This is a genomic window from Salinimicrobium catena (assembly GCF_900102915.1).
Lineage (GTDB): Bacteria > Bacteroidota > Bacteroidia > Flavobacteriales > Flavobacteriaceae > Salinimicrobium > Salinimicrobium catena.
The window spans coordinates 315,440-329,153 of record NZ_FNGG01000001.1; the positions used below are offsets into that span (position 1 = coordinate 315,440).

Below are 13,714 nucleotides of genomic sequence, written 5' to 3' on the forward strand. Positions count from 1 at the left end.
TTTGAAACCTGAAGTCAATCTTCTAACATTAGTAATTGAAAAAGAAGCTGTTGAAAAGGACAAGCCCCTATGCATTTTAAAGAATTATTTGATGATTCCCCGGTTGCCTTTTATACCTGTGACGCCAATGGCAAGATCAGTTATTACAACCGGTCAGCCGCGGCTCTTTGGGGCAGGGAACCGGTTGTGGGTGAGGAAAGCTGGTGCGGTTCTTTAAAGCTATGCAGTCCTGACGGTTCACCACTACCCAAGGAGGACTCTCCTATGGCCCGGGCCGCAAAAGACGAAAGGCTTCAGAAGCCATTTGAAATTAAAATAGAGCTGCCCGAGGGCTCTTTTCGAAACCTGCTGGTATATCCTCAGCTTAAGCACAACGAAAAAAAAGAAATCACCGGGAGCTATTTTACATTGGTAGACATCAGCGACCGGCACAAAGACCATATCAAACAGGTCACCCTCTCGGCCATCGAGCAATCTTCTGATGACGCTATTGTAAGCAAGGATCTTGATGGAAAGATCACCAGCTGGAATGCCGGCGCTGAAAGGATCTTTGGATATACAGAAAAGGAAGCGCTTGGAAAGCAAATTACCATGCTCATTCCGCAGGACCGCCTCAATGAAGAAACCTATATAATCAGCAATATCAGGGAGGGAAAGAAGATCGACCATATCGAGACCATCCGTCTTGACAAATCGGGAAAGGAGATCCCGATCTCGGTCACGGTTTCCCCTCTAAAAGACGCATCGGGAAAGATCATTGGCGCTTCAAAAGTGGCCAGGGACATCAGCGATAAATTGCAGGTCGAGGAAAAGCAGGCCATGCTTTCGGCTATCGTAGAATCTTCAGATGATGCCATTGTCAGCAAAGACCTAAACGGCATCATCATGAGCTGGAACAGGGGCGCCGAACAGATATTTGGTTACATGGAAGAGGAGGTGATAGGGAAATCGATCAAAATTTTGTTCCCAAAAGAAAGGCTACAGGAAGAAGACGTGATCATAAACCGGGTCATTAACGGGAAAAAGATCGATCACTTCGAGACCATCCGAAGACACAAATCGGGTAGAGAGATCCCGGTTTCAATCACTGTTTCCCCAATTAAAGACAGCCATGGCAGAATAATCGGAGCCTCAAAAGTAGCGCGTGACATCAGCGCCCAGGTGGAGTCTCAGGTTGCCATGGAGAAATATATCAAGAATCTCGAGATCCTAAATTCGGTAGGGAAAAGCATTTCTGAAAAGCTGGATGTGAAAGGCATACTTCAGCGGGTAACCGATGCCACTACCGATCTTACAGGAGCCGCTTACGGAGCATGTTTTTATAAAAATACCGGAGAAAAAGAAGGTGGTTTGCGTCTTTTCACCACTTCGGAATATCAATTACCTTCAGGAAATTCGGTAAAAACATCTCACTCCCGGGTATTCGAATCTTCGTTCATTCCGGAAGAGGTAGTAAGAGTAGACGACATTAGCAATCACCACAATAAAATAAAAAAGGGCTTTCCCTTCGGAATTTCTACACAAAACTCCCCCATAAAAAGTTACCTGGCCGTGCCAATCATCTCTAAATCAGGTTTTCTCATTGGCGGTTTGCAATTTGGACATCCAGCTGCCGGGGCTTTTACCGAAGAACACGAGCTAATGGTGATGAACATTGCTGCCCAGGCCGCCGTTTCTCTTGAAAATTCCAAGCTTTTTGAACAGGTGAAGTCTTTAAGTGCCAAAAAGGATGAATTCATCGCACTTGCAAGCCATGAACTAAAGACCCCGCTAACTACTATAAAAGGATATATACAGGTGCTTTCAAAGCTCAAACAGGAAGGCATGCCGCAGCATTTTTTAAGCAGATCGCTTAACCAGGTAGACAAATTGAACACGCTTGTTGAAGACCTTCTCAACATGTCCAGGATCGAGGCCGGGCAACTGAACTTTCACCTGGAAGTGTTTGACCTCAAAGAGATGCTTCATGACCTCATCGACACCTTCACTTATTCATCTCAAACTCATAAAGTGGTAAAAGATCTGGGAAATTCAGCAGCAATGATTGAAGGTGACAAACAACGCATCGAACAGGCCATACTTAACCTGTTGACGAACGCCATAAAATATTCACCCAGAGCCGATGCTATTTACGTGAGCCTGGAGGTGACGGAAAATCATGTAAGGTTAAAGGTAAGAGATGAAGGCATTGGTCTTACTGAAGACCAAAAAAGACAACTTTTCACCCGTTTTTACAGGGCCGAAGATACTACGGGGATAAGCGGACTAGGTTTGGGCCTGTACCTAACAAAGCAGATCATTGACCGACATCGGGGAAAGATCGAAGTTACCAGCGAGTATGGAAAAGGTTCAGAGTTCTGCTTCACCCTGCCCATGAAAAAATTAGAAACACAAAATAGGCTATATAACAGTAATAGTCTCAGGTAAAAATATTTTAGCGACCTATGAAAAAGATTTTTATTGTTGAAGATGACGAAGGAATACGTGAACTGGTCGAGTTTTTACTCACCACTCAGGATTATTCTGTACAGGCTTTTCCCAACGCAAGGACTTTTCAAAAAACCGTAAAAGAACAGGTGCCCGACCTATTTCTGCTCGATATCATGCTACCAGACGGCAATGGCCTTGACCTGTGCAAAGACCTTAAGGAGTCAGAGGAAACCAGCCATATCCCGGTAGTTCTCATGTCGGCCCACGCAAATGTGGATCGCCTGGAGGGAGCCAATGATTTTATCGCCAAACCATTTGATGTTGATGAACTTCTTTTGCGAATAGGTAAGCAGTTCGCCTAGAACCCAAAAAGCAATTGCCTTAGTTCAGGTTTAAGGTCAGTTCTGTAGTTAAAAAGAATTCATGTGCCAGTTGGCGGGTGTAATTCTCCATTCTGTATTCAAAGCCCAGCCCCAGCTCAAGATCTTTGAAGGAAGTATTTTCAATTCCTATTGAGAAACGCTGTTCTGCTTCAGGTTTAGTTTCGGCCGCAACAGCATACAGAGCTTCGGTGGCGGCCATGAAGTCAAGACTGGAACCAAGAGGTCTTGAAAAGGAAAGTTCATATCTCAATCTATGAATTATGATTTTTCTGAACCGCTGTTCCAGCCTGACCCGGTGAGAAAATACGGAAGCCTGCGGCGAGATCTCGGCCTGCTCAATGATCCTGAACTCATCTGTACTTAAGGAATTAAACATTTCCCTGAACCTGTATCTAAGGCCAAGGCTAAGCACTAAGGATTCGTTTGTTATATAATTGGTGAAATGGTTCAATTCCAGATGGTCATGTTGATAACCGGAAATTCTCTCCCCGTTAGATCTCTCCTGAAGCATTCAGCGGTTTCCTACACCTATATCCATTGACCACTCTTTATCAAGGAACAGTGAAATGCCCAGTTCGTTTTCATAGAAATAGGAAGAGGCATTTTGAGCAAAGACGCTGCTTCCGGGAAGCACAAAGAAGATGATCAGGAAAGGGAATAATTTGCCACCCATGGGTTCTTTTTCATTAGCAGCCTCTAAAATAACAGTTCTTTCGGCAAACAAAAAAACCGACCCCAAAAGAAGTACCAGTAACCCCTACACTATCTGGTCCTTCACGGAAAGTCGGTTATTTTTTGGAACAGCAGTTTCAAAAAGCTGTTCGCAATACCGTTAACAATTAATAAACTATTCAAAAATAGACATTTCTAAAATGAGTTTTTTACGGTTTTCCGTAAAAATGAAAAAACTCTTCAGGTTCAGGCAATTTTCTCCCTAATACCTATTGGTGAATTAATTTCATTAACTGCCGGTCTTGGCATTTTTATCGAGATGTTGTACTTTCGGGGCCTTCAACACCCCCCAAATTATGTCAGAATTCTGGTTATACTTCAAACTGGGCCTGGAACACGTACTTGACTGGCAGGCTTATGATCACATTTTATTTTTAATAGTATTAGTTGCCTGCCACACTTTTCACGGTGCCAAGAGAGTCATCTGGCTGGTCACTTTATTTACCCTGGGCCATACCTTATCGCTGTTCCTTTCGGTCTACGGAATTGTTTCAGTGAACACTAAATGGGTGGAATTCCTTATTGCTGCATCCATATTTATCACAGCGGTCTTCAACATAGTCACCGCGAAAAAGATGGAGAACAAAAAAGACATTACCCTGCTCTACGTAACCTCCCTTTTCTTTGGAGTGATCCACGGACTCGGGTTCTCGTCTTACTTCAAGGTGATCTCTGCAGGAACCGAAAGCAAATTTCTGCCCCTGCTGGAATTTGCCCTGGGAATTGAAGCCGCCCAATTGATCGTGGTGATAATTGTGTTGGTACTTGCCTTTATATTTCAGGGCTTGTTTGGCGTTAGCCGTCGCGACTGGATCCTTGTGGTTTCTTCGATCGTGATAGGAGTGATCTTGCCTATTCTTATTGAAAATTATCTTGCCCTCTAAGCAAAAATTTAACGTCGGGAAATTGTTTTAACTTCACGCCTGCAATATTTTAGTAGAGCTGGAAAAGTTATTTCAAAAGCTTCTTATATTGCACGTTAATTTACACCATGCAGAAAAAGAAGCAATTAAAATACGACAAGGCATATCTAAGGATAGCCAGGGAATGGAGTAAACTGTCACATTGTAAGCGAAAACGGGTTGGCGCACTTATTGTGAAAGATAGGATGATCATTTCCGACGGATATAACGGCACCCCCACCGGTTTTGAAAACGCTTGTGAAGATGAAGATGGTTACACCAAATGGTATGTTCTGCACGCAGAAGCCAATGCCATTCTAAAAGTAGCCGGTTCTACGCAGTCCTGCAGGGAAGCCACTTTATACATTACCATGTCTCCCTGTAAAGAGTGCAGTAAATTGATCCACCAGTCTGGCATTAAACGACTGGTTTATATGGTAAATTACAAAGACGATTCCGGACTTCAATTCCTTAGAAAAGCCGGAGTTGAAGTTCAACAAATTGATGACCTTGACGATTGAAAGGTAACTCGAGAAAATACTTGCCATTGTTATTGGGATTCGCCTGTGCCGTTGGGGTACTATTAGGCGCAGCCCTTGATTTTTCTAGTTACACCTCAAATTCCCTGCTTTCAAATAACAAGAAAAAAGAAAAACTCGCCCGCCTCATAGACTACATTGAATATGAGTATGTAGATGATGTGAATATTGACAGCATTGTAGATGTTACCGTAAATGGCATCCTTACCGATCTCGATCCACATTCCGTCTACATTCCCCAACAGGAATATGCCAGCCTTAGCGAAAGCATGAAAGGCGACTTCGTGGGTATAGGAGTTAGTTTCTATAATGTCAATGATACAATTGCTGTAATTCAGCCACTGGAAGGCGGTCCCAGTGAAAAAGTGGGAATACAGGGAGGAGACCGCATACTTTATGCCAACGGTAAGCCTCTTTTCAACAAGAATATCAGTAACGACTCAATTACCGAACATCTTAAAGGAGAAGAGAATACCAAGGTCGTTCTCAAGATCTACAGAAAAGGAGTGCCAGAACTTCTTGAATTTAACGTAAGAAGAGGCCGTGTCCCGCTACGCAGCGTTGACGCCGCATATATGCTCGCCCCACACCTGGGTTACATCAAGATCAATCGTTTTGCAGAATCCACTTATCAGGAATTCAGGGAAAGTCTTTTAGAACTAAAGCAGAAAGGCGCTACACAGATCGCGCTTGACCTGCGTAACAATCCCGGAGGATACCTGGCTGAAGCTACCCAGATCGTAGATGAATTTTTGCCCGATGATAAGCTCATTCTCCTCACCAGGAATAAGAAAGGAGCCATTGAAAAGACCTTTGCCACCAAAAAAGGGAATTTTGAAAAAGGAAAGTTATTTGTCCTTATCAACGAAAATTCGGCATCGGCCAGTGAGATAGTGGCCGGCGCTTTACAGGATAACGACAAAGGTATCATTGTAGGCCGGCGTTCTTATGGAAAAGGCCTTGTACAAAGAGAAATGGCTCTTGGCGATGGCAGTGCGGTGAGGCTCACCATTGCCAGGTATTACACACCAACCGGAAGGTCTATCCAAAAACCTTATGACCACGGAAACGAAGAATATTTCAATGATTACCTCAACCGCTACAAGAACGGAGAACTTATAAGCGCCGACAGTATCTCTGTAGCAGACTCTCTCAAGTATGTTACTCCCGGCGGAAAAGTAGTTTACGGTGGCGGAGGGATCATTCCAGATGTTTTCGTTCCGAAAGACACTAATTTTGAAAAGGAAAGCCTTAACCTGATGCTAAGAAGCGGTTATATGGACAGGTTCATTTTCGAAGTGCTCGAAAACGACAGGGGATATTATAATTCTCTTGATTTTGAAGAATTCCTTCAAACCGAAATGGTCAGTGAGGAGATCCTGCAGCAGTTCAGGGAATTTACCCGCAGGGAAAACTTTCAGGTGAAGATCACCGAGTACAGGCCGGTGCTAAAGAGATATCTTAAGGCTACCATGGCCCAGCAGCTTTTTGGCAGCAATGCTTTTGAACAGATCGTCAATGAAGGCGACAGGATGATCGAAAAGGTGATCGAACTTTCTTCGGAAGAGTAGTTCGGGCAGCTTCAGGTTCACGAGAACTCATCCCTTCATACAATGGTTTTTCAGCTCTCCTTCCGAAGTAAAAATCTTCAGTTAAAAAAAGGATAATTCAACTTAATTCCAGCTTTTCGTCAAAAGGGGATTATTCCCCAGCTTTTTCAGAAATAGCACGAGACATCAGCAAGATCACCATTAATACTACCACGCAGCTAGAGGCAAGAATTCCTATCAATGCGGTTGCGCTGTCGCCGGCAAGAGGATTTGCGAAGTCAACAAAAGTAAAGTTATAAATGATCAAAGCCACGGCAATGACCAGCAGGGAATAAATGAAGATTTTCATATGAACAGACTTTTTATGTTGGCGGCAAAGAGCTTGACTGCAATAGCCAGCAGGATCACCCCAAAAATTTTACGAACCACGTTAATCCCCTGTTTCCCAAGAAAATGCTCGATCTTGCCAGAGGATTTTAACACGATGTAAACGAAAATTATATTTATGACAATGGCGGCTATGATATTGACCGTTGCATACTCGGCCCGCAGGGAAAGTATGGAAGTCATGGTTCCCGCACCGGCTATTAACGGGAAAGCAAGCGGCACCACCGCAGAGGTTTCGGGAGCTTCATCCTTATAAAGCGTGATCCCCAGGATCATTTCCAGGGCAAGGAAGAAAAGGATCAATGAACCGGCAACTGCAAACGAGTTCACATCTATCCCAATAAGGTTGAGGATCTCCTTCCCCACAAACAAAAAAGCGATCATAAGCAAACCGGCTACTATTGTGGCTTTTTCACTTTGTATGTGGCCGGCTTTCTTCCGCAGGTCGATGATAATGGGTATACTCCCAATGATATCGATCACCGCGAAGAGCACCATACTGGCCGTTGCTATTTCCCTAAAATTCAGCTCCATAATAAATTCGTGCAAAAATACAGCGAAAATCTTAATAAAGACAACTACTTCAGAGTTTTTGAAGAAAATGCGGGGCTATGGGTTTAAAATAAGGAGTTTAAAATGTATTTTTGCCGCATGTTTCAAATTGGCAAAACCATAGTTAGTGAAGAGATCCTGGAGAAGGATTTTGTGTGCAACCTTTCTGCCTGCAAAGGTGCCTGCTGTATTGCGGGAGATGCCGGGGCTCCCCTGGAAGAAAAGGAAACCGAGATCCTGGAGGATATCTATCCAAAAGTTAAACCCTTTCTTCGTGAGGCCGGAATCAAAGCCATAGAAGAACAGGGAACTTCTGTGATAGGTGAAGACGGCGAATTTGAAACCCCCTTAATTGACGGAGCTGACTGTGCTTATGTTACTTTTGACAAGAAAGGCACCGCCCTTTGCGGGATCGAGGAAGCCTACAACCAGGGGCACATAGACTGGAAAAAGCCTGTTTCCTGCCATTTATATCCCGTGAGGACGCAGGATTATTCGGAATTTTCCGCAGTGAACTATCACCACTGGCAAATTTGTGACGATGCCTGCACCCTTGGAAAAGAGCTTCAGGTGCCTGTTTACAAATTCGTTAAGGACGCTCTGATCAGGAAATACGGAGAAGACTGGTACACTGAACTTGAAAAAACAGCCCAGCAGCTTCAGAAAAAATAAGCAGCCTACTCAATAGATCAAAACAAATAGACAAGCTTCAAATCCTCTTTTGAAGCTTTATTTTTATGCCTCTATTTCTCCAACACTCTTGAGAAGTGCAAAATTCACGGCCTTTTTTGCATTTGATATCCACTGTTCACAATTGAGGGGATTCCAAAACCTATCAGATCTTATTAAAATTATTAACAACTTATAAATGTCTATTTTACAGTAATTTACAAGTATAGTTTAACGTAACATCAATAACACTGCGGGCTTGCCGTGTTGAAAACTTTGTTGAAAACGTTTCTGCTGCTGCCTTTATATATCTGCCTGATTTTCCAATATTTGTTAAGCAACTAACCAAAGAATTAATAAAATACTTGAAAACATGTCCCAAGTAGAGCCCATTTTACAGGAAAACAAAGACCGCTTTGTCATCTTCCCCATCAAGCACCACGATATTTGGGACTGGTATAAAAAAATGGAAGCAAGCTTCTGGACCGCGGAAGAAATTGACCTGCATCAGGACCTTACCGACTGGAACCAGAAACTTACTGCGGATGAACGATATTTCATCAAGCACATTCTTGCTTTCTTTGCCGCTTCTGACGGGATCGTAAATGAGAACCTGGCCGAAAATTTCGTCAATGAGGTGCAGTATTCCGAAGCAAAATTCTTCTACGGTTTCCAGATCATGATGGAGAACATCCATTCAGAAACCTATTCCCTGCTCATCGATACTTACGTAAAAGATGAAAAGGAAAAGGACAAACTTTTCAAGGCCATTGAAGTATTTCCCGCCATTCAGAAAAAAGCCCAGTGGGCATTGAAGTGGATAGAATCAGATTCTTTTGCCGAAAGGCTTATCGCTTTTGCCGCGGTAGAAGGCATTTTCTTTTCGGGAGCTTTCTGCTCAATTTTCTGGCTTAAGAAACGTGGGCTAATGCCGGGGCTGACCTTCTCAAATGAACTTATTTCAAGAGATGAAGGTGTGCACTGTGACTTTGCCGTGCATCTGCACAACAACCACCTGGTGAATAAAGTGCCAAAAGAGCGTATTCGCGAGATCATCGTGGATGCCCTGAATATAGAAAGAGAATTCATCACAGAGTCATTGCCGGTCAGCCTGATTGGAATGAACTCTAAATTGATGACCCAATACCTGGAATTCGTTACTGACAGATTGCTAGTAGAACTGGATTGTGAGAAAGAATATGGAACAGCCAATCCTTTCGATTTCATGGATATGATCAACCTGCAGGGAAAAACCAACTTCTTCGAAAAGAGAGTTGGGGAGTACCAAAAGGCCGGTGTGATGAATAAAGATAAAGAATCTGACAAGATCAGTTTCGACGCCGATTTTTAGGCACCTTGAAAAACAATTCCGCGTCCCCCAAGCGCGGTATTGTTTTCCTATAAATAAATTAAACTGTTTTTTCGGGTTTATTTGAACCTGCGGGAATCCTACATCCCATATTGAACCAGCGTTAAAAAAAGAAAGTACTGATATGTATGTAGAGAAACGAGACGGCCGTAAAGAACCAATCATGTTCGACAAGATCACGGCCCGCGTGAGAAAATTGTGCTATGGCCTCAATGAACTGGTAGACCCTGTAAAGGTGGCCATGCGGGTTATTGAAGGACTTTATGACGGGGTGACCACGAGCGAACTGGACAACCTTGCTGCGGAGATCGCGGCCACCATGACCACCGCTCACCCTGACTATGCCAAGCTTGCCGCCCGAATCTCCGTTTCCAACCTGCATAAGAACACCAAAAAGACCTTTTCGGAGGTGATGACAGATCTTTATGAGTATGTCAACCCCCGCACCGGTGAGAAAGCCCCCCTTCTTGCCGATGATGTTTACGAAGTGATCCAGAAGAACAAGGAAAGGCTTGACTCCACCATTATTTACAATCGGGATTTCCAGTACGATTACTTCGGATTCAAGACCCTGGAAAGATCCTATCTTCTGAAGCTAAACGGGAACATCGCCGAGCGTCCGCAACACATGCTGATGCGCGTTTCCCTAGGAATTCATCCAGATGATCTTGACGCGGCCATAGAGACCTATGAGCTGATGTCTAAAAAATATTTCACCCACGCCACCCCTACACTTTTTAATTCGGGAACTCCGAAACCACAGATGTCTTCCTGTTTCCTTTTAACCATGAAGGATGACAGCATTGACGGCATTTACGATACCCTGAAGCAAACCGCTAAGATAAGTCAGTCGGCGGGTGGAATAGGTCTTTCTATACATAATGTAAGAGCTACCGGCTCATATATCTCCGGAACCAACGGAACTTCGAACGGGATCGTGCCCATGCTCCGCGTTTTTAATGACACCGCGAGATACGTGGACCAGGGCGGCGGAAAAAGAAAAGGTTCATTCGCTATTTATGTAGAACCCTGGCATGCCGATATTTTCGATTTCCTTGACCTGAAAAAGAACCACGGAAAAGAGGAAATGAGAGCCCGCGACCTGTTTTACGCTATGTGGATCCCCGATCTTTTTATGAAACGCGTGGAAGAAGACGCTCAATGGACGTTGATGTGCCCCAACGAATGTCCGGATCTTTACAACAAACACGGGGAAGAGTTTGAAAAACTCTATGAAAAATACGAGGCCGAAGATAAAGGTCGAAAAACCATAAGGGCACGAGAACTTTGGGAGAAGATCCTTGAATCTCAAATTGAAACGGGAACCCCATATATGCTTTACAAAGATTCGGCTAACCGAAAATCGAATCAGCAGAACCTGGGAACCATAAGATCATCTAACCTTTGCACCGAAATACTTGAATACACCAGCGAAGATGAAGTTGCGGTTTGTAACCTGGCATCCATAGCCCTTCCCATGTTCATCAAAGGCAATGAGTTTGATCATAAGGAACTATTCCGAATTACAAAAAGAGTTACCCGCAACCTGAACAAGGTCATAGACCGAAATTACTACCCGGTAAAAGAGGCTGAAAATTCGAATTTCAGGCATCGCCCGGTAGGTTTAGGCGTGCAGGGACTGGCAGATACTTTCATTAAACTTCGGATGCCCTTCACCAGTGACGAGGCCAAAAAACTGAACCAGGAGATCTTTGAAACCCTGTATTTTGCAGCCGTTTCTGCTTCAATGGAAATGGCCAAAGAAGAAGGTCCATATTCTTCTTACGAAGGTTCGCCTATGAGCAAAGGGCAGTTCCAGTTCAACCTGTGGGGCATTAAAGATGAAGACCTCAGCGGAAGGTGGGACTGGGCAAAACTGAGAAAACAGGTGCTCAAGAACGGGGTGAGAAACTCCCTTTTGGTAGCACCCATGCCTACGGCATCCACTTCACAGATCCTTGGCAATAACGAGGCATTTGAACCGTACACTTCAAATATTTACACCAGGAGGGTACTTTCCGGAGAATTTATCGTTGTGAACAAACACCTGCTCGAAGACCTCGTGGAACGGGATCTTTGGAATGATGAGATCAAGAACGCCATTATGCGTTCGAACGGTTCCATCCAAAACATAGACATCATTCCGCAGGACCTGAAGGAGCTGTACAAAACCGTCTGGGAACTCAGCATGAAAGACATTATTGACATGTCGCGGCATCGCGGCTATTTTATAGACCAGTCGCAGTCCCTTAACCTGTTCATGGAAAACGCGAATTTCAGCAAGCTCACCTCCATGCATTTTTACGCCTGGAAAAGCGGCCTGAAGACAGGTATGTACTACCTGCGGACAAAAAGCGCTGTAGACGCGATCAAATTCACCCTAACCAAAGAAGAAAAGAAGGAAGACCTGCCGCAGCAGGTTTCCGAAGAAAATAAAAAACCTTCTACAGCGCCGGCCAAGCCCATCGCCCCGGAAGGAACATCCCTCTCCCCCGACGAACTTCGGGCCCTGATCGCACAATCAAAAGAGGCCGAGGGAGATGATTGTTTAATGTGTGGCTCATAATAAATTTAAATAACCAACTCTAAATGGCAACAGTTACCGTTTTTTCAGAAGAAGAGATCATTAACGATCAAAGCATGCCCTCCACCGTTTTTATGTCCGGATTCGAAGATCTGCTAGACATAGACGATATTCTCCCAGAAACGGAGGAACTGGAGCAAATTTTCATCAACTGGTAAGATGAAAAATCACCTGAAACCACAAAAGAGGGAAGCGATCAAAAGATAGCTTCCCTTTTTTGCTATTTTTGGAACCGGTGAAAAATTTAAAAAAATGATGAACTGGGAACAGCTCCTGTCCTTAAGAAAGGCGGGAGATACAAATAAAAGGCTGCGCAAGGAACAAAACGAGACCCGCCTTGGCTTTGAAGTGGATTATGATCGTATCATTTTTTCTTCGGCCTTTAGGAGCCTGCAGGACAAGACCCAGGTCATCCCGCTTTCTAAAACAGATTTCGTACATACCCGGCTAACCCACAGCCTTGAAGTTTCGGTAGTGGGGCGTTCCTTGGGCAGGCTTGCCGGGCAGAAGATCCTTGAAAAGCATCCGCACCTTCGCACCATTCACGGCTACCAAATGAACGATTTTGGGGCCATTGTCGCCGCGGCTGCCCTGGCCCACGACATTGGAAATCCGCCATTCGGACATTCCGGAGAAAAGGCCATAGGAGAATATTTCAGCAACGGTAATGGAAAACGATTTAAAGATCAGCTAACTCCGGAAGAATACCAGGATCTTATCAAGTTTGAAGGAAATGCCAACGGCTTCAAGATCCTTACAGAAGACCGTCCGGGAATTCCCGGCGGAGTGCGTCTCTCATATGCAACTCTCGGTGCATTCATAAAGTACCCTAAGGAATCCCTTCCGCATAAACCCACTACCAATATTGGCGATAAGAAGTTTGGGGTATTTCAAAGCGAGAAAGAGTTCTTTAAGGAAGTTGCTGTAGAGTTAGGGCTCATCTCCACAGGAGAATCCAAAAATGCCAGATTTCACCGGCATCCGCTGGCATTCCTCGTAGAGGCTGCAGATGATATTTGCTATACAATAATTGATTTTGAGGACGGCATCAACCTGGGGCTTATCCAGGAGGAATATGCCCTGGAATACCTGATCAAACTGGTCAAGGATTCCATCAATACCAAAAAGTACCACAACCTGGAAACCCGGGCAGACAGGCTGAGCTACCTCAGGGCCCTTGCGATAAACACGCTTATAACGGAAGCTGTAGAGATCTTCCTTGAAAACGAAGAAGCCATTCTAAAAGGAGAGTTTCATAAATCCCTTTTTGACAAAAGCCGTTATGAGGCGCAGATCGCAGATATCATCAAGATAAGTGTAGACAAGATCTACCAGAGCGAGGAGGTCATAGGAAAGGAAATCGCCGGATACCAGATGCTATCTCACTTGCTGGACACCTACACCCAGGCGCTTTTACCCGAAGAAGGCACGGCTCCTACCAATTACAACAGGCTGGTCTTAAAAATGATCCCAAATGCCGAAGAATATGAGGATCTTTCGGTTTACGGAAAACTTATCAAGGTTTGCAGCTACATTTCTTCCCTTACAGACAGTAACATTGTGGCTTCGTTTAAAAAATTTAAAGGCCTGAAAATATAATTTTTCGTATTTTAACAA

At 44.2% G+C, this 13,714-nt stretch carries 14 protein-coding genes; 10 read left to right on the plus strand and 4 right to left on the minus strand.

The window, feature by feature from the left end; translation table 11 throughout:
• Positions 1–69: 69 nt before the first annotated feature.
• Both BLS64_RS01445 and BLS64_RS01450 read left to right on the plus strand, forming a co-directional pair.
• Complete coding sequence (locus BLS64_RS01445; protein WP_093111010.1) at positions 70–2,427, plus strand: PAS domain S-box protein; 2,358 nt, start codon at positions 70–72, stop codon at positions 2,425–2,427.
• 17 nt (positions 2,428–2,444) lie between these two features.
• Positions 2,445–2,792: a response regulator transcription factor gene (locus BLS64_RS01450; protein WP_093111012.1), complete on the plus strand. Its 348-nt coding sequence runs from the start codon at positions 2,445–2,447 to the stop codon at positions 2,790–2,792.
• 19 nt (positions 2,793–2,811) lie between these two features.
• Here BLS64_RS01450 and BLS64_RS01455 read toward each other — a convergent pair whose 3' ends face one another.
• Positions 2,812–3,324: a DUF2490 domain-containing protein gene (locus tag BLS64_RS01455; RefSeq protein WP_093111014.1), complete on the minus strand. Its 513-nt coding sequence runs from the start codon at positions 3,322–3,324 to the stop codon at positions 2,812–2,814.
• A complete protein-coding gene (locus tag BLS64_RS15120) occupies positions 3,325–3,486 on the minus strand; it encodes a hypothetical protein (protein ID WP_176763403.1) in 162 nt (53 codons plus the stop codon). It abuts the gene before it with no gap.
• A 355-nt stretch (positions 3,487–3,841) separates the two neighbouring features.
• On the opposite strand from BLS64_RS15120, the gene BLS64_RS01465 reads away from it, so the two are divergent.
• The 3 genes from BLS64_RS01465 to BLS64_RS01475 all read left to right on the plus strand — a co-directional run bounded on the left by BLS64_RS01465 (position 3,842) and on the right by BLS64_RS01475 (position 6,557).
• Positions 3,842–4,429 (plus strand): HupE/UreJ family protein, encoded by a 588-nt coding sequence (locus BLS64_RS01465; protein WP_093111017.1) that lies wholly within the window; start codon positions 3,842–3,844, stop codon positions 4,427–4,429.
• A 107-nt stretch (positions 4,430–4,536) separates the two neighbouring features.
• Positions 4,537–4,968: a deoxycytidylate deaminase gene (locus tag BLS64_RS01470; RefSeq protein WP_093111019.1), complete on the plus strand. Its 432-nt coding sequence runs from the start codon at positions 4,537–4,539 to the stop codon at positions 4,966–4,968.
• The gene (locus BLS64_RS01475) at positions 4,965–6,557 is read left to right on the plus strand and encodes a S41 family peptidase (RefSeq protein WP_093111021.1); all 1,593 of its coding nucleotides are present in this window, start codon (positions 4,965–4,967) and stop codon (positions 6,555–6,557) included. The genes BLS64_RS01470 and BLS64_RS01475 overlap by 4 nt, the downstream gene beginning before the upstream one ends.
• Positions 6,558–6,687: 130 nt before the next feature.
• Here the strand turns inward: BLS64_RS01475 and BLS64_RS01480 are convergent, their stop codons facing one another.
• Together BLS64_RS01480 and BLS64_RS01485 are read right to left on the minus strand one after the other, a co-directional pair.
• Positions 6,688–6,885, minus strand: coding sequence for a hypothetical protein (locus BLS64_RS01480; RefSeq protein ID WP_093111023.1), 198 nt, complete (start codon positions 6,883–6,885; stop codon positions 6,688–6,690).
• Positions 6,882–7,457 (minus strand): MarC family protein, encoded by a 576-nt coding sequence (locus BLS64_RS01485; RefSeq protein ID WP_093111025.1) that lies wholly within the window; start codon positions 7,455–7,457, stop codon positions 6,882–6,884. Before BLS64_RS01485 ends, BLS64_RS01480 begins: the two co-directional genes overlap by 4 nt.
• A gap of 117 nt (positions 7,458–7,574) precedes the next feature.
• Between BLS64_RS01485 and BLS64_RS01490 the strand changes: the two genes are divergently transcribed.
• The 5 genes from BLS64_RS01490 (at position 7,575) to BLS64_RS01505 (ending at position 13,696) form a co-directional block, all read left to right on the plus strand.
• Positions 7,575–8,147, plus strand: coding sequence for a DUF3109 family protein (locus BLS64_RS01490; RefSeq protein WP_093111027.1), 573 nt, complete (start codon positions 7,575–7,577; stop codon positions 8,145–8,147).
• Positions 8,148–8,517: 370 nt separating this feature from the next.
• Positions 8,518–9,495, plus strand: a complete 978-nt coding sequence (locus BLS64_RS01495) for a ribonucleotide-diphosphate reductase subunit beta (RefSeq protein ID WP_093111029.1) — start codon at positions 8,518–8,520, stop codon at positions 9,493–9,495.
• 142 nt (positions 9,496–9,637) lie between these two features.
• Complete coding sequence (locus BLS64_RS01500; RefSeq protein ID WP_093111032.1) at positions 9,638–12,079, plus strand: ribonucleoside-diphosphate reductase subunit alpha; 2,442 nt, start codon at positions 9,638–9,640, stop codon at positions 12,077–12,079.
• 23 nt (positions 12,080–12,102) lie between these two features.
• Entirely contained in the window at positions 12,103–12,255 is a 153-nt protein-coding gene (locus BLS64_RS15125) for a hypothetical protein (RefSeq protein ID WP_176763404.1), read from the plus strand.
• Positions 12,256–12,352: 97 nt separating this feature from the next.
• Positions 12,353–13,696 carry a deoxyguanosinetriphosphate triphosphohydrolase gene (locus BLS64_RS01505; protein WP_093112233.1) on the plus strand — a complete coding sequence of 448 codons (1,344 nt, stop codon included), beginning with the start codon at positions 12,353–12,355 and terminating at the stop codon, positions 13,694–13,696.
• The last annotated feature ends 18 nt before the right edge of the window (positions 13,697–13,714 follow it).